This window comes from Pseudomonas guariconensis, assembly GCF_040822035.1.
GTDB lineage: Bacteria > Pseudomonadota > Gammaproteobacteria > Pseudomonadales > Pseudomonadaceae > Aquipseudomonas > Aquipseudomonas guariconensis.
This window is the reverse complement of the sequence record NZ_CP162012.1, coordinates 1,681,609-1,701,346: the sequence shown is the minus strand read 5'-3', so window position 1 is coordinate 1,701,346 and position 19,738 is coordinate 1,681,609. Positions and strand designations below refer to the sequence as shown.

The following is a 19,738-nucleotide window of genomic DNA, read 5'->3' as shown; positions in this document are numbered from 1 at the left end:
CCTCGAACCCTCTCTCGCTCAAACAAAAAAACCCGATGGCAGTTCCCTGCCATCGGGTTTTTTAGTGGGTAACCGATTTACTTGGCGACGGACCCGGCGGCGCCGGAGGCCTGTCCACTACGCTTGCTCTTGAGCATGTAGAAGGCATACATCACCACCAGCCAGACCGGAATCGCATACACCGAGACCTGGATACCAGGGATCTGCAGCATGATGCCCAGGATCAGCACCACGAAGGCCAGGCACAGGTAGTTGCCATACGGGTACCAGAGCGCCTTGAACAGCGCCTTCTGCCCGGTGCGGTCCAGGTGCTGACGGAATTTGAGGTGCGAGTAGCTGATCATCGCCCAGTTGATCACCAGCGCAGCCACCACCAACGACATCAACAGCTCCAGCGCATGTTGCGGCATGAAGTAGTTCAGCAGCACCGCCACCAGCGTCACGCCGGCCGAGGCCAGGATCGAACGGACCGGTACGCCGCGCTTGTCGATCTTGGCCAGGCTTGCCGGGGCGTCGCCTTGCTCGGCCATGCCGTAGAGCATGCGAGCGTTGCAGTAGGTCCCGCTGTTATAGACCGACAGCGCCGCAGTCAGGACCACGAAGTTCAGCAGGTGCGCCGCCACGTCGCTACCGAGCAGCGAGAACACCTGGACGAACGGGCTGCTGCCATAGCTGCCGCCGGAGGCATCGATGCTCGCGACCAGGCTATTCCATGGGGTCAGCGACAGCAGGATCACCAGCGCGCCGATATAGAAGATCAGGATGCGGTAGATGACCTGGTTGATCGCCTTAGGAATCACGGTCTTTGGCTTGTCGGCCTCGGCAGCGGTGAAGCCCAGCATTTCCAGGCCACCAAAGGAGAACATGATGATCGCCAGAGCCATCACCAGGCCACTCACGCCATTGGGGAAGAAACCGCCATGGGCCCAAAGGTTGGTCACCGAAGCTTCAGGACCACCGCTGCCGCTGGTGAGCAGATAGGCACCCAGGCCGATCATGCCGACGATGGCGAGTACCTTGATGATGGCGAACCAGAACTCGGCCTCGCCGAACACTTTCACGTTCATCAGGTTGATCGCGTTGATCAGGATGAAGAAGCCCGCCGCAGTGACCCAGGTAGGGATCTCCGGCCACCAGTAGTGAATGTACTTACCGACCGCGGACAGCTCCGACATGCCGACCAGAATGTACAGCACCCAGCAGTTCCAACCGGACAGGAAGCCCGCGAAACCGCCCCAGTACTTGTGGGCGAAGTGGCTGAAGGAGCCGGCAACCGGCTCTTCGACGATCATTTCGCCCAGTTGGCGCATGATCATGAAGGCGATGAAGCCGCAGATGGCGTAGCCGAGAATCATCGACGGACCGGCGGACTTCATCACGCCGGCAGAGCCCAGGAACAATCCGGTACCAATTGCGCCACCCAGGGCAATCAGCTGGATATGGCGGTTCTTCAGGCCACGCTTGAGCTCGCCTGAAGGCATGTTTTGTCCACTCATGAACGAAGTCACCTGCTTGTTTTTATCTGTGACGGAATCGGACCCACCGCGCTCGTGGCGCAGCGGAATGGGCAAGGTGGTTACCTTGGGTTTCTTGGACGGGGGTGATGACACCGAGGGACAGGCCCCGGGCGACTCAACCAGGCGTCAGCAAGAGTGCGCGGTACGCATTGGGGTCACAGGTAAAACGCGGCGCATTGTATACCCCTGCGTACGCGCAGGCGTCAACGCGTTGCGTCATTTCCTGATGAAAAAACGCAGCGATCCTGGCGGGAAGGCCTGAAAAGGCAAGATGATCGGCGTACATGGCGCCTCCATTTGTTGTTTTCGATGCCCAGCTCTACGGCCAGGCCCTGCACACGGCATGGGCGCTATATCAGCGTGCGGCGACGGGTTGAACAAGGGGGCGAGTGGCAAAGAAACAGCTCTGGAACGCGGCACTTGGCAGAATTTGTTTACATGCACAGGTGTACCGGCAAAAACGGTCGAAATTCGTAAAGATTTTGTTACAAGCTGGTCGATAGGGTTTCCAGACCCCATAAAAAATCGCGTCGGATCAAGATGTTAGATTTCTAGAGGCGCAAAAAAGGGGCCACGAGGGCCCCTTTCCTATGACGCTGAGCAATCAGCCGCGTGGCTTGCCGCGGCCACGGCCTGCTGGCTTTTCGGCCTCCGGCTTGGCCGGACGCTTACGCATCTCGCTGGGGCGTTCGGCAACCGTGCTGCTGCGACCGCCCTTGCGTGGCGCCTCTTCACGGGTCGGACGTTCACGCGCAGGACGCTCGGCTTGGCCATCTTGGGCGGGACGCAGGGTACGCACACGTTCGCCACGACCGAGCGGCCGGGTGGACTTGCGCTGCATGCGCTCGAGCTTGTCCTTGGCCTTGAGGTTCAACGCTGGCAACGCCACCGGCTGCAGGCCGACTTCCGCTGCCAGGATGTCGATCTCGCCCTGGGTCATTTCGCGCCAACGCCCCATCGGCAGGTCGGAATTGAGGAACACCGGACCGAAGCGCACGCGCTTGAGGCGGCTGACCACCACGCCTTGGGATTCCCACAGGCGACGTACCTCACGGTTGCGACCTTCCATCACCACGCAGTGGTACCAGTGGTTGAAGCCTTCGCCGCCCGGAGCTTTCTGGATGTCGGTGAACTTCGCCGGACCATCTTCGAGCATCACACCCGCCTTGAGGCGATCGACCATGTCGTCGTCGACCTCACCGCGCACACGCACCGCATACTCACGGTCCATCTCGTAGGAGGGGTGCATCAGGCGGTTGGCCAGTTCACCGTCGGTGGTGAACAGCAGCAGGCCAGTGGTGTTGATGTCCAGACGGCCGATATTGATCCAACGCCCTTCTTTCGGACGCGGCAGGCGATCGAACACAGTCGGACGACCTTCCGGATCGTCACGGGTGCAGATCTCGCCGTCAGGCTTGTTGTACATGATCACGCGGCGGGTGGCCTCGGCGGCCTCCACACGCTTGATCAGCTTGCCATCGACGGCAATGGCATCGTGCAGATCGACACGCTGGCCAAGGGTAGCCTCGACGCCATTGACCTTGATACGGCCCTGGCTGATCCAGGCCTCGACGTCACGACGCGAACCGACGCCGATACGCGCCAGCACCTTCTGCAGCTTTTCGCCGGACGGAGGGGTGGATTGGGTTTCTTGCAGGTCTTGGTCACTCATCTGGGCACCTCCCGGTGTAGTAGTGAAAGCGTTTTTTTGGCGAAAGATGCGCCAAAGGGGCGCGCATCATACGCGGTTCGGCGGACGAACGCACTGGAGACTAACGGTTTATCGCGATTGGGCTGTGAGTTTCCGCCCGAAGGTGCTGCAGCGTCACCCGTAGCCCCGCTGCACCTATGAGCGCGGGTTCATCCGCGAACGGGCCAGAGCGATCTATGACTCAGGCTCATCCTCGACGTTGGCAGCCTCATTCCGCAGATCATCGAAATCGGTCTTGAGCCCATGTTCCATCGCATCGAGCTCCACCAGCAGCGTCCGGAAGCTGGTCTCCTCCCGAGGCGGCGCCTCGCCCTCCTCGTCCTCACCCAGGCTCGCATCGGCCAGCGCCTGCAGGTGCGCAGGCACGGGTGCGTCATCCGGATCCAACAACGGCTCGGTGTCCATTTCGCGCAGTTCGGCCAGAGCCGGCAGCTCATCGAGGCTCTTGAGGTTGAAATGATCGAGCAATGCCTTGGTGGTGGCGAACATCGCCGGTCGGCCGGGCACCTCACGATAACCGACGATACGGATCCATTCACGCTCCATCAGGGTCTTGATGATGTTGCTGTTGACCGCCACACCGCGCACATCCTCGATTTCGCCGCGGGTGATCGGTTGGCGATAGGCAATCAGCGCCAAAGTCTCCAGCAGCGCCCGGGAGTAGCGCTGCGGACGCTCTTCCCACAGCCGGCCGACCCAGGGCGCAAAGTCCTCGCGGATTTGCAGGCGATAGCCGGTCGCCACTTCCTTGAGCTCGAAGGCGCGGCCATTGCAGGACTTGGCCAGGATTTCCAAAGCCTTCTTGAAGACAGCAGGCGCGGGGCGCTCGGCCTCTTCGAGCAACTCGTACAGGCGCTCGAGCGATTGCGGCTTGCCAGAGGCAAGGAGGAAGGCTTCGATCAGCGAGGCCAGGTCACGGGGTTCGTTCAGGTTCATCGGTAGGAAAGGCTTGCTCGTGGTCACTCGGCCCGGGCACGGACATGGATCGGGGCAAAGGGGTCATTCTGCACCAGTTCGATGAGCGATTCCTTCACCAGTTCGAGAATTGCCATGAAGGTGACGACCACCCCCAACTTGCCTTCCTCGGCGGTAAAGAGCTCGATGAACGGCACGAAGCCGCCACCCTTGAGTCGTTCGAGCACTTCACTCATGCGCTCACGGGTCGACAAGGTCTCGCGGGTGATCTGATGGCTTTCGAACAGGTCGTTGCGCCGCATCACCTGGGCCATGGACAGCAGGATTTCCTCCAGAGAAACATCGGGCAACAGCTTGCGAACCTTGGCCTGAGGCGCCTCCAGGCGCGGCACGACAATCTCCCGGCCTACCCGCGGCAGCTCATCGAGGCCTTCGGCGGCGGCTTTGAAGCGCTCGTATTCCTGCAGCCTGCGGATCAGCTCGGCACGTGGATCGCCCTCCTCCTCCTCGACCTCGCTGGAGCGCGGCAGCAGCATGCGCGATTTGATCTCGGCAAGCATGGCAGCCATCACCAAGTACTCTGCGGCCAACTCCAGGCGCACGCTCTTCATCAGCTCGACGTAGGACATGTACTGGCGGGTGATCTCCGCCACGGGGATGTCGAGGATGTCGATGTTCTGCTTGCGGATCAGATACAGCAACAAGTCCAGCGGGCCCTCGAAGGCTTCAAGGAACACTTCCAGGGCGTCAGGAGGGATGTACAGGTCCAGCGGCAGTTCGGTGAGTGCCTCGCCGTAGACCAGCGCCAGTTGCAGCTGTTGCGGCGCCTCGCTGTCAGCGACCGGGGCCGGGGCCTCTTGCACCGTGCTCACGCGGGCGCCAGGAACGGCGCAGGGTCGCCACAGCCAACACGGATGACTTCCGGCTCGTCACCTTCCAGGCTGATCACGGTGGAAGCTTTGAGGTCACCGAAGCCGCCATCGATGATCAGGTCCACATGATGCTCAAGGCGCGCACGGATCTCGTAGGGGTCGGTCATCGGCTCTTCATCACCGGGCAGGATGAGGCTCACGCTCATCAAGGGTTCGCCCAATTCCTCGAGCAGTGCCCGGGCAATGGGGTTGGAAGGAACCCGCAGGCCGATGGTCCGACGCTTTTCATGCAACAACAGCCTGGGCACTTCCCGCGTGGCATTGAGGATAAAGGTATAGGGACCGGGAATGTGCGCTTTGAGCAGACGGAAGGTCGCTGTGTCGATCTTGGCGAACAACCCCATTTGCGAAAGGTCGCAACACAGCAGTGTGAAGTTGTGGTTCTTGTCCAGCTGGCGCAGTCGTCGGACCCGCTCCACGGCAGTCTTGTCGCCGATCTGGCAGCCCATCGCGTAGGCCGAGTCGGTCGGATAGACCACGACACCGCCCTTGCGGATGATCTCGACGGCCTGTTTGATCAGGCGCGCCTGCGGGTTTTCCGCATGAATCTGGAAAAATTGGCTCACGTAGTCGTCCTGTTCATACCGCCAAAGGCTGTTCATGGCTGAATCGGCGCCACAAAGGTGGCAGATCCTCGGGCAATGGCCGGTAGGCACCGATCTCGCCCCAGGTGCCGGGGCCGTGGAAGTCACTGCCAGCACTTGCCAGCAGGCCGAACTCACGGGTGAGGATGGACATCGTGCCCACCTGCTCGGCCGGCATCATCCCGTTGACCACCTCCAACGCCTGCCCGCCTGCCTGAATATAGTCTGCAATCAGCCGTCTGCGCTTACTGCGAGTCAACTCGTAATGCATCGGATGGGCCAGACTCACCCAAGCGTTGGACCGACGCAGCGTGGCGACGGTTTCCTCCAGGGTCGGCCAATGCAGCTTGACGTCGCCCAGCTTGCCGGCACCCAGCCACTTGCGAAACGCCTCGCCGCGGTCTTTGACGTGGCCGGCACGCACCAGGAACTCGGCAAAGTGCGGACGCGCCGGGGCATTGCCGCTGTCGCCCAGCTCCTGCTGCACCGCCCTGGCGCCTTCGAGCGTGCCGGGCATGCCCTTGGCCGCGAGCCGTCGGTCGATTTCCTCGGAGCGCAGCCAACGGCCACGGTGCAAGGCCTCGATAGCCTCGAGTAGCGGCGGTGCATCGAGCGGGAAGTCATAGCCCAGCACATGGATCGTGGCGCCCCCCCAGGTACAGGACAGTTCCACTCCACTGACCCAGCGCATGCCGTTGGCGTGGCAGGCCTGACGCGCCTCGGCCAGGCCTTCTATGGTGTCGTGGTCGGTCAGTGCCAACGTCTGCACCCCGTGCTCGTGGGCCCGGGCGACCAGGGCCGAAGGCGACAAGGCGCCGTCGGAGGCCGTGCTGTGACAGTGCAGATCAACATTCATGGAGGAGCGCTTTCGCTGGAATCGATGTTTGTTATTATGCCGTCACATCCCGCTTCTGGCTGCCACTGTGAAACAATTCATCGATTTCATCCCGCTGTTGTTGTTCTTCATCGTCTACAAACTCGACCCGCGCGCGGTCGAAATCGCTGGTCACAGCGTCGAGTTCGGCGGCATCTACAGCGCCACGGCGGTGCTGATTCTCAGCTCCCTGGTGGTCTACGGCGCGCTGTTCCTGCGCCACGGCAAGCTCGAGAAGGGGCAGCTGCTGACCCTGGTCGCCTGCCTGGTGTTCGGCGGCCTTACCCTGGCCTTCCACAGCGAAACCTTCCTCAAGTGGAAAGCACCGGTGGTGAACTGGCTGTTCGCCCTGGCCTTCGCCGGCAGCCACTTCGTCGGTGACCGGGTCCTGATCAAGCGCATCATGGGCCACGCCCTGAGCCTGCCCGAGGCAATCTGGACGCGCCTGAACCTGGCCTGGATCGGCTTCTTCCTGGTGTGCGGTGCGGCCAACCTGTTCGTCGCATTCACCTTCCAGGACTTCTGGGTCGACTTCAAGGTGTTCGGCAGCCTGGGCATGACCGTGATCTTCCTGGTGGCCCAGGGCGTGTACCTGTCGCGCCACCTGCATGACAGCGACCCCTCCACTTCCAAACCTAAGGATTGACATGCTCTACGCCATCATCGCAAGCGACGTCGAAGGTTCCCTGGAAAAACGCCTGGCTGCCCGCCCGGCGCACATCGAGCGCCTGCAGCTGCTCAAGGCCGAGGGACGTGTGATCCTGGCCGGCCCGCACCCGGCGATCGACAGCAACGACCCAGGCGCCGCAGGCTTCACCGGCAGCCTCATCGTCGCCGAATTCGACTCCCTGACCGCCGCCCAAGCCTGGGCCGATGCCGACCCGTACATCGCCGCCGGCGTGTACGACAAGGTCGTGGTCAAGCCATTCAAGCAAGTCCTGCCTTGATCGGACCGGGCCTCATGACAGGTTCATGAGGCCCGCGCTCATCTATTACGACCTGCGGCCGACAACCTTCTGAACCGATAGGAATCAGGAGTTCCAATGCGCCGAGGTCTGATGTCACTGCTGCTTTGCCTGCTGTCGCTGTCCCCTTTCGCCATTGCCGAAGAACCACTGTCGTTGACTGCCGCCGCGCAGATCACCGCGCTGCAGCAACGCCTGCAGGACAGTGAACAGCAACGCGCCGCGCTCAACCAGCAACTGCAAGACACCCAAAACGAGCAAGACAATGCTCAGCTCGCACGCCTGCGCCAGGAAAACCAGCGCCTGAAGCTTTCGCTCAAGGAACTGCAGGCCAGCACCCCGGTACCGCTGCTCAGCGACCAGCAGCTGTGGTTCGTGATCGGCTCGGCCGTTGCACTGTTTTCGGCTGTCTGCGGTATCTTAGCCAGCGGCGGACACAGAAGACGCCGTCAATGGTTGAATTGAGTGAGTCATGAGCGAGCTGTTACTGATTGATGATGACCAGGAACTCTGCGAGCTGCTCGGCAGCTGGCTGAGCCAGGAAGGGTTCGACGTACGTGCCTGCCACGATGGCCAGAGCGCACGCCAGGCCCTGGCTGCCCATGCGCCGGCGGCCGTGGTGCTGGACGTGATGCTGCCTGATGGCAGTGGCCTGGAGCTGCTCAAGCAACTGCGCACCGAGCATGCGGAGTTGCCAGTGCTGATGCTGTCGGCCCGCGGCGAACCCCTGGACCGTATCCTGGGCCTGGAGCTGGGCGCCGACGACTACCTGGCCAAACCCTGCGACCCACGCGAGCTCACCGCCCGCCTGCGCGCGGTGTTGCGCCGCAGCCACCCGGCAGCCACCAGCACCCAGCTCGAAGTCGGCGACCTGACCTTCAGCCCTGCGCGGGGCGTGGTCAGTGTCGATGCTCGCGAAATGACCCTCACGCTTTCCGAAAGCCGCATTCTCGAGGCATTGCTGCGCCAGCCTGGCGACCCACTGGACAAACAGGAACTGGCGCAGATCGCCCTGGGCCGCAAGCTGACCCTCTATGACCGCAGCCTGGACATGCACGTCAGCAACCTGCGCAAGAAAGTCGGCCCGCACCCTGATGGCCGACCTCGCATCGTTGCCCTGCGTAGCCGCGGTTACTACTACAGCCTGTAGCGGCAAGCGATGAGCTGCAAGAAGGCAGCCCCCCTCACGGATCTGTCTTGTAGTTTGCAGCTTGCAGCCCAAGCCTTTACCAAGTCTTTACGCTCACCTGACCGCCCTTGACCTTGCTTTCCCTAGACTGGGCTCATCCGGTAACCACCGGCCCATGAAAGGAGAAACACCATGCGCAAGACCCTTATCGCTCTGATGTTCGCCGCCACCCTGCCGACCGTGGCCATGGCCATGCCCGAAGGCGGTCCGCACCACGGTGGCTGGCATCATCGCGGTGACGCGCCTTTCGCCCAACTGGACCTGAGCCGCGACCAGCGCCAGCAGATCGGCAAGCTGATGGGCGAGCAAATGAAGCACCGCCGCGACATCACCGAACGTTACATCGCCAAGCTGCCGGCTGCCGACCAGAAGGCCATGAAAGACGAGATCAAGGCCAGCCACGACAAGACCCAGGCCGATATCCGCGCCTTGCTCAAGCCCGACCAGCAGAAGAAGTTCGACGAGCTGCAAAAGGAACGCGCCGCCCGCAAGGCCGAGTGGCAGGAGTTCCAGGCCTGGAAAGCTGAAAAAGGCACCAAGGCCCAGTAAGCTGTCAGCCCTGCGCCCGACCCGCCTCCCGGCGGGCCGGGTTTTTCTTGCTTTCAGGAGGTGCTCTTGCGGTCATTGTTCTGGCGCATCCTGGCCAGCTTCTGGCTGGCCATCGCCCTGGTCGCCGGCCTGTCGATCCTGCTTGGCCACATGCTCAACCAGGATGCCTGGATCCTCAGTCGCCATCCGGGCCTCAATACCCTGGCCAGCCGCTGGACCCAGCACTATGAGCAGGAAGGCCTGGAGTCTGCCCAGCGCTTTCTGGAACGGCGCAAGCACCGCTTTGGCATCGATGTGCAAGTGCTCAACGACAGTGGCGAGGCCGTGGTCCCGGGCACTTTCCCACGTCGCGCCGCCGCCTTCGAGGCCCGTCAGCACAATGACCAGCGCCGTCTGCCCTGGCGTCGCCTGACCCAGGAATACACCAGCCCGGACAGTGGCGAGACCTACCTGCTGATCTACCGCATTCCACATCCGGCGCTCAACGCCTGGCACCGCGAGAGCCTGCTGTGGCCGCTCAGCGCCTTGGGAATCGCCCTGGTGGTGCTGACGCTGTTCAGCCTGTTCGTCACGCTGTCGATCACCCGCCCGCTCAGCCGGCTGCGAGGGGCGGTACACGATCTGGGACAAACCAGCTACCAGCAGAACAGCCTGGCGCGACTGGCGGCCCGGCGTGACGAGTTCGGTGTACTGGCCAATGACTTCAACAAGATGGGCGCGCGGTTGCAAAGCCTGATCGGCAGCCAGCGGCAACTGCTGCGCGATGTCTCCCACGAGCTGCGCTCACCCTTGGCGCGGCTGCGCATCGCCCTGGCCTTGGCCGAACGTGCCGAGCCTGAGCAGCGCCAGGCCCTATGGCCGCGACTGACCCGTGAGTGCGATCGCCTGGAAGACCTGATCAGCGAAATCCTCGCCCTGGCCAGGGTCGACGCCGAGCAGTCCCATGCCGAGCCAGTGGACCTCAACGCCCTGCTGGGCAGCGTGCGCAAGGACGCCCAGCTCAGCGTCCCGGAGCAGGAAATACGCCTGGAGGCCACCCCGGGGCTCACCCTGCAAGGCTGGCCGACACTGATCGAGCGTGCCGTGGACAACCTGGTGCGCAATGCCTTGCGCTTCAACCCGCCAGGTCAGCCGATCGAGATCCATGCCGCTCGTGAGCCTGGGCGCATCGTACTGAGCGTACGTGACCATGGCCCCGGGGTGGCCGATGAGCACCTGGCACAGTTGGGCGAGCCATTCTTCCGCGCTCCTGGGCAGGAAGCACCTGGGCACGGCCTGGGACTGGCCATCGCCCGACGGGCGGCGGAACGCCACGGCGGGAACCTAGTGCTAGGCAATCATCCGCAAGGCGGGTTTGTCGCGACGCTGGAGCTGCCCTGCGAGATGATTACCGACTGAAAGGACCCAGGGCCGTGCAGCGGCCCTGGTGAATCACTCGCCCCAGGCGTTGACGAAGTCGGCGGTAGCCAGCACCGGAGCGGTCCGTGGCTCAGCCATGGGCGTGCCGACATACAGGTAGCCGATCAGCTCCTCGTTGTCGGCAAGCCCCAGGCCTTGGTGCACATGAGCATCGAACGCCATGTCGCCGGTACGCCACACAGCGCCGATCCCCTGGGCATGAGCGGCGATGAGAATGCCATGGGCAGCGCAACCGGCTGCAAGGCGTTGCTCGGACTTGGGCACCTTGAAGTGGTCCTGCAGGCGAGCCACCACCACGATCAGCAAAGGCGCACGCAGCGGCATGGCCCGCGCCTTGTCCAGCGCGGCCTGGCTGGCGTCGCCCTTCTTCTGTACCGCCTCGGCGAACAGCTCACCGAGCTTTTCACGAGCCGCACCCTCGATGGTCAGGAAGCGCCATGGGCGCAGCTGGCCATGGTCCGGGGCGCGCAAGGCCGACTGGAACAGCGCTTCGCGCTGGGCGGCATTGGGCGCCGGGTCGGTCAGGCGTGGCACGGAAACACGGTTGAGCAATGCGTCGAGAGCCTCCATGGGCTACCCTCCTGGCAGATTGAAAAAGTGCGGCCATTCTCAAGCTGCACGCCGCAAGCTGCAAGCCGCAAGAAAAACGTCCTCTCACGCTTACCGCTTGCAGCTTGCAGCCTGCCGCTTAAAATGGCGCCCTTTCCGTTTCGAGTCAGAGCAGATCACATGGCGTTGCCGACCTTAAGGATCATTGGTTTCATCATCGGCATCTTCCTGATCACCCTGGCGGTCAGCATGGTCGTGCCCATGACGACCCTGGTGGTCTTCGAACGCACCAGCGACATGCCTTCGTTCCTCTGGTCGAGCCTGATCACCTTCATCGCCGGCCTGGCGCTGGTCGTTCAGGGGCGGCCAGAGCACGTCCACCTGCGCCCACGCGACATGTACCTGCTGACGGTCAGCAGTTGGTTGGTCGTGTGCGTGTTCGCCGCCCTGCCGTTCCTGTTGACCCAGCACATCAGCTACACCGACGCTTTTTTCGAAAGCATGTCCGGCATCACCGCCACTGGCGCCACGGTGCTCAGCGGGCTCGACAACATGTCCCCAGGCATCCTGATGTGGCGCTCGATGCTGCACTGGCTCGGCGGCATCGGCTTCATCGGCATGGCGGTAGCGATCCTGCCGCTGCTGCGAATCGGTGGCATGCGCCTGTTCCAGACCGAATCCTCCGACCGCTCTGAAAAGGTCATGCCGCGCTCGCACATGGTCGCCAAGTCGATCGTGGCGGTGTATGTCGGCATCACCGTGTTCGGCAGCCTGGCGTTCTGGTGGGCAGGCATGCGGCCGTTCGATGCCATCAACCATGCCATGTCGGCGATTTCCACCGGCGGGTTCTCCACCTCCGATCAGTCCCTGGCCAAGTGGGACATCCCAGCCGTGCACTGGGTGGCGGTGGTGGTGATGATCCTGGGCAGCGTGCCGTTTACCCTGTACGTGGCCACCTTGCGCGGTAACCGCAAGGCCTTGATCCGCGACCAGCAGGTCCAAGGCCTGCTCGGTTTGCTGGTGGCCACCTGGCTGGTACTGGGCACTTGGTACTGGGCCACCACCAATCTGCACTGGCTCGACGCCTTGCGCCATGTGGCGCTGAACGTCACGTCGGTGGTCACCACCACTGGGTTCGCCCTGGGCGACTACAGCTTGTGGGGCAACTTCTCGCTGATGCTGTTCTTCTACCTGGGCTTCATCGGGGGCTGCTCCGGCTCCACCGCCGGTGGCATCAAGATCTTCCGCTTCCAGGTCGCCTACATCCTGCTCAAGGCGAGCCTCAACCAGTTGATCCACCCCCGCGCGGTCATCAAGCAAAAATACAACGGCCACCGTCTCGACGAAGAGATCGTGCGCTCGATCCTGACCTTCTCGTTCTTCTTCGCCGTCACCATCTGTGTCATCGCCCTGCTGCTGTCGTTGCTGGGCGTGGACTGGATGACCGCGCTGACCGGCGCCGCGGGCACCGTCTCCGGCGTCGGGCCGGGCCTGGGCGAGGTGATTGGCCCTGCGGGCAACTATGCGACCCTGCCGGATGCGGCCAAATGGATTCTTTCAGGCGGCATGCTGCTCGGCCGTCTGGAAATCATTACGGTGCTGGTGTTGTGCATGCCGGCGTTCTGGCGTCACTGACCGACTCTGCCTCAAGGCGGGCGCGATACTCGCTTGGGGTGACATCGAACCAGCGGCGGAACGCCCGGTAAAAGTTGCTCGGGTCGGCAAACCCCAGCAGGTAGGCGGTTTCCAGCAAAGTCATGCCGGGCTGGGCCAGGTACTGTTCGGCGAGTTCCCGGCGGGTGTCGTCGAGCAAGGTCTGGAAGCTGGTGCCCTCCTCCTGCAAGCGGCGCTGCAGGGTACGCTGGGACAGGTGCAACGCCTGGGCGAGGGTTTCGCGCTTGGGCTCACCCTGGGGCAGGACGCGACACAACACCTGGCGCACCCGATGAGTCACCCGGCTTTCCGAGAAGCGTGCCAGGTACTCCCCTGCGAATCGGTCGTGCAGCACGGCCATGGCCTCGTTGGCCGTCGGCAGCGGGGCCTCCATGTCCGCCCGCTCGAACACCAGCGCATCATGGGGCGCACCGAACACCAAAGGGGCATGGAACGCCGTCTTGTAGGGCTCGACGTTCTTCGGCTGTGGCCCTTGGATCAACACCCGGCGCGGCTGGATGGCACGCCCACTGAGCCAGGTGCACAAGGACAACGCGCAAGCCAGCGAAGCCTCGGCGCTATGGCGGGTGGGAGGCAGGTGGTCGCCATGCACGGTCAGCACCAGCGCGTAACCCTCCGGCTCCAGGCGAAAGCTCAGATCGGCGCTCTCGGCGATGATTCTCTGATAACGCACCAGGCGTTCGAATCCCTCGGCCAGGGTGCGGCTGGACATCAGCGCATAACCCACCACATGGAACGATGCCGGACGCACCACCCGGGCCATGTTCAGGCCAATCGCCTCATTGCCCGAAAGCTCCACCGCCAGCTGCCACAGGCGGGTCATGGCGTCCTGGGGAAAGCGCGCGTCAGGATCGTCCAGGGCCGCAAAATCCAGCCCGAGCTGCTTGAACATGGCCTGGCAATCGAGCCCTTCCAGCTCGAGCGCTTTGACAATCCCTGATGCCCAGCTGGCTGACGTGGTTCTCTCGCTCATGGCAGGCTTCTTGTGCTGACCGCTTCATGCGGCGAATCGAAAAGATACTCAATTGGCGCCTTTGGTCACTGGCCGGCTCCGACAATCACTCTAGACTCGATTCAGGCTCCGCGCCGTGTATCTGTTCACAACGCGAACCTGACGGGAGTACTGCCATGACCCCTACCGCACATTTTCGAAGTTTTGCCGAGTTCTACCCCTATTACCTGGGCGAACACAGCAACCCCACTTGCCGCCGCCTGCACTTCGTCGGCACCAGCCTGGTCATCGCCCTGCTCGCCTACACCTTCGCCAGCGGGCGCTGGCAACTACTGCTGGTCGTACCCTTTGCCGGGTATGGCTTTGCCTGGATCGGTCATTTCTTTTTCGAGAAGAATCGCCCGGCCACTTTCAGCCATCCGCTGTACAGCCTGCTGGGCGACTTCGCCATGTTCCGCGATATCCTGCGCGGCAAGATCAGCCTCTAAGGCAGCTAGGCCGTCTCACGTAGCGCGGCCAAGCGCTCGGCCTCGCGGGCCTGGGCATCGGCCAGGCGATAGAGTTCGATCTGCCCATCCCAGTGCTCGATCAGCGCCGTGCATGACTCCACCCAGTCGCCGCAATTGAGGTATTGCACCTCTCCTACCTGGCGAATCTCGGCGTGATGGATATGACCGCAGACAACGCCGTGCAAGCCCCGCCGGGTGCATTCGTGGGCGATGGCATCTTCGAAGTCACTGATGAAGTTCACCGCCCCCTTGACCTTGTGCTTGAGGTACGCCGACAGCGACCAGTAGCCGTAGCCATAGCGGGCCCGCCACTGGTTGAGCCAACGGTTGAGCACCAAGGTGAATTCATAGGCCCGATCACCCAGGAACGCCAGCCAGCGATGGTAGCGAGTAATCACATCGAACTGGTCGCCATGGATCACCAGCAGGCGCCGGCCATCGGCGGTCAAGTGTTCGGCCTCGTCCACCAATTGGATGTTACCCAGGATCAACTTGGAGTAGCGCCGCAGGAATTCGTCGTGGTTGCCAGTGACATAGATGACCTCGGTGCCGCGTTTGCTCAGGGTGAGCAACCGACGGATGACATTGGTATGGGCCTGGGGCCAGTAGATGCCACCGCGCAGCTTCCAGCCATCGATAATGTCCCCGACCAGGTAGATGCGGTCGGCCTGGTACCCCTTGAGAAACTGCGACAAGTGTTCGGCCTGGCAATCGCGGGTACCTAAGTGCACATCGGAAATCCACAAGGTGCGCACGCGTTGCTTGCGCGACGGGCGGGCGAGTTCGGCATGGGTCATGGGCAGGCTCCTGCGCTGTTTGCTGGAGACTGGCAGTTGCGGATGACAGGTTGGTGGCAGCGGCGTGACGGATTCCCCGGGCAACAGCCCGGTGTGTACACTAGGGCTCGAATGCAATGTGTTCACGAAACGGAGCGGGCAAGCGCAGCGTATTAGCGTATACGAGCATTCCAAACCCCGTTTCAACGCAGTGTGGGCGAGTGCGGATACATTTCGCACAGAGCCTAGCGCCCTGCCCCGCGAGGAAGCTCCCATGACCGCCGGCCCGATCCTCTCCCTGCGCCACTACCGCCACGACCTGATTGCCCACAGTCACGACCATTCACAACTGGTGTTTGGCCTGGGCGGCCGCCTGGATTTCGAGGTGCAGGGCCATGGCGCTTTAGTCCAGCGCCAGGGCCTGATGGTGGTGCCAGCCGGCGCACATCACACCTGCGGCAGTCCATCCGGCAGCGACTGCCTGGTGCTGGATGTTCCTGATGAACACTGGTTGTACGAGCAATTGGGCCGCCACGCCGATGCCAGCCGCCGCCTGCTGGATCGTCCAGGCCCTCTGAGCCTGGACAGCCGGCAGCAACAGTTGGTCGACTGGCTCGCCAGCAGCCCGGTGGATGACCCCTTGATCGCCCAGCAGGGCGCAGTCCTGCTGCTGGCCAGCCTCAATGCGCACACCCTGCCGGCGAGCGTCCAGCGGCGCCTGCCCTACGCGGCATTCGATGCGCACATCGAGCAGCACGCGGCCCACCCGCTGCAGGTGGCCGACCTGGCACGCCTGGCCGGTTTGTCCAGCGCCCGCCTGCATGCGCGCTTCGCCAGCGAATGCGCGATGACGCCGATGGACTACATCCGCCAGCGGCGATTGCTCAAGGCGCGACGTTTGCTGCAGCAGACCTGCCTGCCGATCGGCGAAATTGCCGCGCAGGTCGGTTACAGTTCCCAGAGTGCGTTTTCTGCCGCCATGCTGCGCGACTTCGGCCGCTCGCCCATGGCCTTGCGCCGCGAGCCTGGCGACAACTGACGCGAGGATCTCGACAGACAGTACGCGACAGCCCTCGTAGACTGGCCCTGGAATATCGAGCCAGCGGGTTGTTCGCCGGCCGCCTGACCCATCGCCGGATACACCCGCTCGACCGCGCCTGGGCCACTGTCATCACAAGGACTACCATGAACCACCGCACCGCCCTTGGCGCCCTGCACATCGGCGCCCTTTTCTTCGGCCTTACCGGCGTCTTCGGCAAGCTGGCGACCAGTGCCAGCCCCACGATCATCGTCTTCGGACGCGCCGCCTTCGCCGTGCTCGCTCTGGCACTGTTCGCCAGCCTCGCCGGCCCCGGTTGGCAACGCCTCAGCGCCCAGGATGCGCGCCGGCTGCTGCTCGGCGGCGTGCTGCTGGCCGGGCATTGGGTCAGTTTCTTCATTGCCGTCAAGGTCGGCGGCGTGGCCATCGCCACCCTCGGCTTCGCCAGTTTCCCCGCCTTCACAGTGATTCTCGAAGGCGTGTTGTTCCGCGAGCGTATACGCCGCAACGAGGCCGTGCTGGTGGTGCTGGTAAGCATCGGCTTGGTCCTGGTCACCCCTGCCTTCGACCTGCAAAGCGAAGCGACAGGCGGGCTGCTGTGGGCGTTGCTCTCGGGATTGCTGTTCTCGCTGCTGTCGCTGACCAATCGCGCCGGTTCCGGACGGCTGCCGGCGGTACAGGCGGCGCTGTGGCAGAACCTGGTGGTCGGCCTGTGCCTGCTGCCCTTCGCCGGCCCAGGCCTGAACCAGGTAGCGACCATGGACTGGCTGTGGATCGCCCTGCTCGGCATCTTCTGCACAGGCGTCGCCCACAGCCTGTTCGTCGCCAGCCTGGCAGTGATCAAGGCGCGCACCGCCGCCGTGGTGTTCGGCATGGAGCCGGTCTATGGCATCGCCGTCGCCTGGGTGGTGTTCGCCGAAACGCCGACCGTGCGCATGTTGGTGGGCGGTGTGCTGATCATCTTCGCCATCGTGCTCTCCAGTCGCATGGCCGCCGAGCAACCGCCCAGGCAGCGCTCACTGGCCGAAAGCGCCTGATCAGCGATCGTTATGGCCCAGGTCGCGCTGCGGGTCGATCTGGTCGCGCAGTCGCTGCTTGAGCACCTTGGCTTCGGGGAAGCCACCATCGGCCTTGCGCTCCCAGAGCTGGATGCCATCGCAGGTTATGCGGAACACGCCACCGGTACCCGGCTCCAGGGCCACGCGGCCCAGGTCGTCGGCAAAGGTGCTGAGCAACTCCTGAGCCAGCCAGGCCGCACGCAGCAGCCATTGGCATTGGGTGCAATAAGTGATGACGATTTCAGGCTTGGGCTGCGTCATGGCAACGCGTCTCCTTCGGGATGAGCCGCTTATACTAGCGGTCTTTGACCACGGTTTTGAGACTCACGATGCGCCGCCTGCTGTTCTGCCTTTTGCTGATAGTCACCAGTTTCACTACCCTGGCCGCTGAAGTCGCCCGGCCCAAGGTCGGCCTGGTGTTGTCAGGTGGCGCGGCCCGGGGCATTGCCCATATCGGCGTGCTCAAGGCTTTGGAGGAGCAAGGTGTACGCATCGACGCTATCGCCGGCACCAGCATGGGGGCGGTGATCGGCGGGCTGTATGCCTCCGGCTACAGCGTCGAGGAGCTCGAGAAACTCGCCACCACCCTCGACTGGCAGCAGGCGCTGTCCGATGCACCGCCACGCAAGGACGTACCGTTCCGGCGCAAGCAGGACGACCGCGATTTCCTGGTCAAGCAGAAGCTCAGCTTTCGCGACGATGGCAGTCTTGGCCTGCCCCTGGGCGTGATCCAGGGCCAGAACCTCTCCCTGCTGCTGGAAAGCAAGCTGGCCCACACCGCCGACACCCGTGATTTCGACAAGCTGCCGATCCCTTTTCGCGCCGTAGCCACCGACATCGCCAGTGGCGAAAAGGTGGTGTTCAGCCGCGGCCACCTGCCCCAGGTGATCCGCGCCAGCATGTCGATCCCGGCGGTGTTCGCCCCGGTCGAACTCGACGGCCGCCTGTTGGTGGATGGTGGCATGGTCGACAACATTCCCGTCGATGTGGCGCGGGACATGGGGGTGGACCTGGCCATCGTGGTCGACATCGGCACCCCCTTGCGTGACCGCAAGCAACTGGCCACGGTGGTCGACGTGCTCAACCAGTCGATCACCTTGATGACCCGACGCAACTCCGAGGAGCAATTGGCCAGCCTGCACCAGGACGATGTCCTCATCCAGCCCTCGCTCGCCGCCTTCGGCGTGACCGATTTCGGCCGCGCCCAAGACATGATCGATGCCGGCTATCGCGCCGCCCGGGCCTTGGACAACCGCCTGGCCAGCCTGCGCCGCGCCGAGGGCGATACCGGGCTGGCCGTGGCTCGCTCGCCACGCCAGCGCCGGCCGATCATCACCGCGATCAAGGTGGAGAACGATTCGAAGGTCAGCGACGATGTGATCCGTTACTACATCCGCCAACCCTTGGGCGAGCCCTTGGAGCTGGATCGTCTGCAGACAGACATGGGCACTCTGTACGGCTTGGACTACTTCGACCGGGTGCAGTACCGCGTGGTGCACAAAGGCGATGACAACACTCTGGTGATCAATGCCCGCGGCAGGCGTGGCGGCACCGATTACCTGCGCCTGGGCCTGAATCTTTCGGACGACATGCGCGGCGACAGCGCCTTCAACCTCGGCGCCAGCTACCGGGTCAACGGTATCAACCGGCTAGGCGCCGAGTGGCTGACCCGTGCCCAGATCGGCGACCAGCAGGAGCTCTACAGCGAGTTCTACCAACCCCTGGATGTGGGCTCGCGCTATTTCATCGCGCCCTATCTGGACTTCGGCTCGCAGAACATCGAGGCGACCCTGGACAACGACCCGATCGCCGAATACCGCCTTGAGCGCTACGGCTTCGGCCTCAACCTCGGTCGACAGATCGGTACCTATGGCGAAGTACGCGTGGGGGTGGGCAAGGCCTGGGGCGAGGCCGAGGTACGCATCGGGGACCAGGACCTGCCTTCGGTCAGCTTCAACGAAGGTTTCTACGAGCTGAAGTACTCCTTCGACACGTTTGACAACGTGTACTTCCCCCACAGCGGCGAAGACATCGGGCTGGCCGTGCGCCAATACGACAAGTCGCTGGATTCGGACGAGCAGTACCGCCAGTGGGAGTTCAAGCTGGACAAGGCCTTCAGCAGCGGGCCGAACAGCCTGGTGCTGGGCGGGCGCTATGGGCGCACCCTGGATGACGCCCAGGTGGTGACCTCAAGCTTCGTGTTCGGTGGGGCCAGGCAGTTGTCGGGCTTTCGCCAGGACTCGGTGTCGGGGCAGAACATCAGCCTGATGCGCATGGTCTACTACCGCCGCCTGACGCCCCGCGCCTACCTACCGCTGGACTTCCCATTGTATTTGGGGGGCTCGCTCGAGCGTGGCCGGGCCTGGAACAACGACAACGAGTTCGACAGCGGGTACATCAACGCAGCGAGCATCTTCCTGGGCCTGGAGACACCGTTGGGGCCGTTGAACATCAGCTATGGAGCCAACGATGAACATCAGAAGGCGGTGTACCTGAACCTGGGTCATACCTTCTAAACCAGTGGAG

At 63.2% G+C, this 19,738-nt stretch carries 21 protein-coding genes; 11 read left to right on the top strand and 10 right to left on the bottom strand.

From position 1 onward, the window contains the following. Positions 1-77: 77 nt before the first annotated feature. The 6 genes from AB1N67_RS07740 to AB1N67_RS07715 all read right to left on the bottom strand — a co-directional run bounded on the left by AB1N67_RS07740 (position 78) and on the right by AB1N67_RS07715 (position 6,515). A complete protein-coding gene (locus AB1N67_RS07740; protein WP_167358113.1) occupies positions 78-1,496 on the bottom strand; it encodes an amino acid permease in 1,419 nt (472 codons plus the stop codon). A 625-nt stretch (positions 1,497-2,121) separates the two neighbouring features. Then, positions 2,122-3,189 (bottom strand): 23S rRNA pseudouridine(2605) synthase RluB, encoded by a 1,068-nt coding sequence (gene rluB, locus AB1N67_RS07735; protein ID WP_090345983.1) that lies wholly within the window; start codon positions 3,187-3,189, stop codon positions 2,122-2,124. A gap of 213 nt (positions 3,190-3,402) precedes the next feature. Further along, positions 3,403-4,164: an SMC-Scp complex subunit ScpB gene (gene scpB, locus AB1N67_RS07730; protein WP_090345986.1), complete on the bottom strand. Its 762-nt coding sequence runs from the start codon at positions 4,162-4,164 to the stop codon at positions 3,403-3,405. Between the two features lie 23 nt (positions 4,165-4,187). After that, the gene (locus tag AB1N67_RS07725) at positions 4,188-4,886 is read right to left on the bottom strand and encodes a ScpA family protein (protein ID WP_167358115.1); all 699 of its coding nucleotides are present in this window, start codon (positions 4,884-4,886) and stop codon (positions 4,188-4,190) included. Between the two features lie 125 nt (positions 4,887-5,011). Further along, the gene (locus tag AB1N67_RS07720) at positions 5,012-5,641 is read right to left on the bottom strand and encodes an L-threonylcarbamoyladenylate synthase (RefSeq protein ID WP_043214365.1); all 630 of its coding nucleotides are present in this window, start codon (positions 5,639-5,641) and stop codon (positions 5,012-5,014) included. A gap of 13 nt (positions 5,642-5,654) precedes the next feature. Next, positions 5,655-6,515, bottom strand: a complete 861-nt coding sequence (locus AB1N67_RS07715) for a PHP domain-containing protein (RefSeq protein ID WP_043214317.1) — start codon at positions 6,513-6,515, stop codon at positions 5,655-5,657. A 67-nt stretch (positions 6,516-6,582) separates the two neighbouring features. On the opposite strand from AB1N67_RS07715, the gene AB1N67_RS07710 reads away from it, so the two are divergent. The 6 genes from AB1N67_RS07710 (at position 6,583) to AB1N67_RS07685 (ending at position 10,634) form a co-directional block, all read left to right on the top strand. Next, positions 6,583-7,179 (top strand): septation protein A, encoded by a 597-nt coding sequence (locus AB1N67_RS07710; RefSeq protein WP_043214319.1) that lies wholly within the window; start codon positions 6,583-6,585, stop codon positions 7,177-7,179. Between the two features lies 1 nt (position 7,180). Next, on the top strand, positions 7,181-7,480 hold the full coding sequence (locus tag AB1N67_RS07705) for a YciI family protein (protein WP_090345991.1): 300 nt from the start codon (positions 7,181-7,183) through the stop codon (positions 7,478-7,480). A 96-nt stretch (positions 7,481-7,576) separates the two neighbouring features. Beyond that, the gene (locus AB1N67_RS07700) at positions 7,577-7,963 is read left to right on the top strand and encodes a translation initiation factor 2 (RefSeq protein WP_367863643.1); all 387 of its coding nucleotides are present in this window, start codon (positions 7,577-7,579) and stop codon (positions 7,961-7,963) included. A 7-nt stretch (positions 7,964-7,970) separates the two neighbouring features. Next, on the top strand, positions 7,971-8,648 hold the full coding sequence (locus AB1N67_RS07695) for a response regulator transcription factor (RefSeq protein WP_043214326.1): 678 nt from the start codon (positions 7,971-7,973) through the stop codon (positions 8,646-8,648). Positions 8,649-8,819: 171 nt separating this feature from the next. Beyond that, on the top strand, positions 8,820-9,236 hold the full coding sequence (locus AB1N67_RS07690) for an LTXXQ domain protein (RefSeq protein ID WP_043214328.1): 417 nt from the start codon (positions 8,820-8,822) through the stop codon (positions 9,234-9,236). Between the two features lie 60 nt (positions 9,237-9,296). Beyond that, complete coding sequence (locus AB1N67_RS07685) at positions 9,297-10,634, top strand: sensor histidine kinase (RefSeq protein WP_367863642.1); 1,338 nt, start codon at positions 9,297-9,299, stop codon at positions 10,632-10,634. A 33-nt stretch (positions 10,635-10,667) separates the two neighbouring features. Here AB1N67_RS07685 and AB1N67_RS07680 read toward each other — a convergent pair whose 3' ends face one another. After that, positions 10,668-11,225, bottom strand: a complete 558-nt coding sequence (locus AB1N67_RS07680) for a nitroreductase (protein ID WP_043214331.1) — start codon at positions 11,223-11,225, stop codon at positions 10,668-10,670. A 159-nt stretch (positions 11,226-11,384) separates the two neighbouring features. Here AB1N67_RS07680 and AB1N67_RS07675 point away from each other — a divergent pair, with 159 nt between their 5' ends. Continuing rightward, positions 11,385-12,839 (top strand): TrkH family potassium uptake protein, encoded by a 1,455-nt coding sequence (locus tag AB1N67_RS07675; RefSeq protein WP_043214333.1) that lies wholly within the window; start codon positions 11,385-11,387, stop codon positions 12,837-12,839. Here the strand turns inward: AB1N67_RS07675 and AB1N67_RS07670 are convergent. Next, positions 12,796-13,851 (bottom strand): AraC family transcriptional regulator, encoded by a 1,056-nt coding sequence (locus tag AB1N67_RS07670; RefSeq protein WP_043214335.1) that lies wholly within the window; start codon positions 13,849-13,851, stop codon positions 12,796-12,798. The two genes, AB1N67_RS07675 and AB1N67_RS07670, sit on opposite strands and share 44 nt — an antisense overlap. A gap of 155 nt (positions 13,852-14,006) precedes the next feature. Here AB1N67_RS07670 and AB1N67_RS07665 point away from each other — a divergent pair, with 155 nt between their 5' ends. Further along, on the top strand, positions 14,007-14,318 hold the full coding sequence (locus AB1N67_RS07665) for a DUF962 domain-containing protein (protein WP_043214337.1): 312 nt from the start codon (positions 14,007-14,009) through the stop codon (positions 14,316-14,318). Positions 14,319-14,323: 5 nt separating this feature from the next. Here the strand turns inward: AB1N67_RS07665 and AB1N67_RS07660 are convergent, their stop codons facing one another. Further along, the gene (locus AB1N67_RS07660; RefSeq protein WP_043214340.1) at positions 14,324-15,136 is read right to left on the bottom strand and encodes a UDP-2,3-diacylglucosamine diphosphatase; all 813 of its coding nucleotides are present in this window, start codon (positions 15,134-15,136) and stop codon (positions 14,324-14,326) included. A gap of 253 nt (positions 15,137-15,389) precedes the next feature. Here AB1N67_RS07660 and AB1N67_RS07655 point away from each other — a divergent pair, with 253 nt between their 5' ends. After that, the gene (locus AB1N67_RS07655; RefSeq protein WP_090345996.1) at positions 15,390-16,154 is read left to right on the top strand and encodes an AraC family transcriptional regulator; all 765 of its coding nucleotides are present in this window, start codon (positions 15,390-15,392) and stop codon (positions 16,152-16,154) included. Between the two features lie 146 nt (positions 16,155-16,300). Then, positions 16,301-17,191: a DMT family transporter gene (locus tag AB1N67_RS07650; protein WP_043214345.1), complete on the top strand. Its 891-nt coding sequence runs from the start codon at positions 16,301-16,303 to the stop codon at positions 17,189-17,191. Here the strand turns inward: AB1N67_RS07650 and AB1N67_RS07645 are convergent, their stop codons facing one another. Next, on the bottom strand, positions 17,192-17,473 hold the full coding sequence (locus AB1N67_RS07645) for a SelT/SelW/SelH family protein (protein ID WP_043214349.1): 282 nt from the start codon (positions 17,471-17,473) through the stop codon (positions 17,192-17,194). A 68-nt stretch (positions 17,474-17,541) separates the two neighbouring features. Between AB1N67_RS07645 and AB1N67_RS07640 the strand changes: the two genes are divergently transcribed. After that, a complete protein-coding gene (locus AB1N67_RS07640) occupies positions 17,542-19,728 on the top strand; it encodes a patatin-like phospholipase family protein (protein ID WP_070574304.1) in 2,187 nt (728 codons plus the stop codon). Positions 19,729-19,738: the final 10 nt, after the last annotated feature.

What these genes read in the sequence shown, in the direction of transcription:
- AB1N67_RS07740 (WP_167358113.1), bottom strand. Translation starts at nt 1,496, where the DNA reads ATGAGTGGACAAAACATGCCTTCAGGCGAGCTCAAGCGTGGCCTGAAG.
- rluB (WP_090345983.1), bottom strand. Translation starts at nt 3,189, where the DNA reads ATGAGTGACCAAGACCTGCAAGAAACCCAATCCACCCCTCCGTCCGGC.
- scpB (WP_090345986.1), bottom strand. Translation starts at nt 4,164, where the DNA reads ATGAACCTGAACGAACCCCGTGACCTGGCCTCGCTGATCGAAGCCTTC.
- AB1N67_RS07715 (WP_043214317.1), bottom strand. Translation starts at nt 6,515, where the DNA reads ATGAATGTTGATCTGCACTGTCACAGCACGGCCTCCGACGGCGCCTTG.
- AB1N67_RS07705 (WP_090345991.1), top strand. Translation starts at nt 7,181, where the DNA reads ATGCTCTACGCCATCATCGCAAGCGACGTCGAAGGTTCCCTGGAAAAA.
- AB1N67_RS07700 (WP_367863643.1), top strand. Translation starts at nt 7,577, where the DNA reads ATGCGCCGAGGTCTGATGTCACTGCTGCTTTGCCTGCTGTCGCTGTCC.
- AB1N67_RS07695 (WP_043214326.1), top strand. Translation starts at nt 7,971, where the DNA reads ATGAGCGAGCTGTTACTGATTGATGATGACCAGGAACTCTGCGAGCTG.
- AB1N67_RS07690 (WP_043214328.1), top strand. Translation starts at nt 8,820, where the DNA reads ATGCGCAAGACCCTTATCGCTCTGATGTTCGCCGCCACCCTGCCGACC.
- AB1N67_RS07680 (WP_043214331.1), bottom strand. Translation starts at nt 11,225, where the DNA reads ATGGAGGCTCTCGACGCATTGCTCAACCGTGTTTCCGTGCCACGCCTG.
- AB1N67_RS07675 (WP_043214333.1), top strand. Translation starts at nt 11,385, where the DNA reads ATGGCGTTGCCGACCTTAAGGATCATTGGTTTCATCATCGGCATCTTC.
- AB1N67_RS07670 (WP_043214335.1), bottom strand. Translation starts at nt 13,851, where the DNA reads ATGAGCGAGAGAACCACGTCAGCCAGCTGGGCATCAGGGATTGTCAAA.
- AB1N67_RS07665 (WP_043214337.1), top strand. Translation starts at nt 14,007, where the DNA reads ATGACCCCTACCGCACATTTTCGAAGTTTTGCCGAGTTCTACCCCTAT.
- AB1N67_RS07660 (WP_043214340.1), bottom strand. Translation starts at nt 15,136, where the DNA reads ATGACCCATGCCGAACTCGCCCGCCCGTCGCGCAAGCAACGCGTGCGC.
- AB1N67_RS07655 (WP_090345996.1), top strand. Translation starts at nt 15,390, where the DNA reads ATGACCGCCGGCCCGATCCTCTCCCTGCGCCACTACCGCCACGACCTG.
- AB1N67_RS07650 (WP_043214345.1), top strand. Translation starts at nt 16,301, where the DNA reads ATGAACCACCGCACCGCCCTTGGCGCCCTGCACATCGGCGCCCTTTTC.
- AB1N67_RS07645 (WP_043214349.1), bottom strand. Translation starts at nt 17,473, where the DNA reads ATGACGCAGCCCAAGCCTGAAATCGTCATCACTTATTGCACCCAATGC.
- AB1N67_RS07640 (WP_070574304.1), top strand. Translation starts at nt 17,542, where the DNA reads ATGCGCCGCCTGCTGTTCTGCCTTTTGCTGATAGTCACCAGTTTCACT.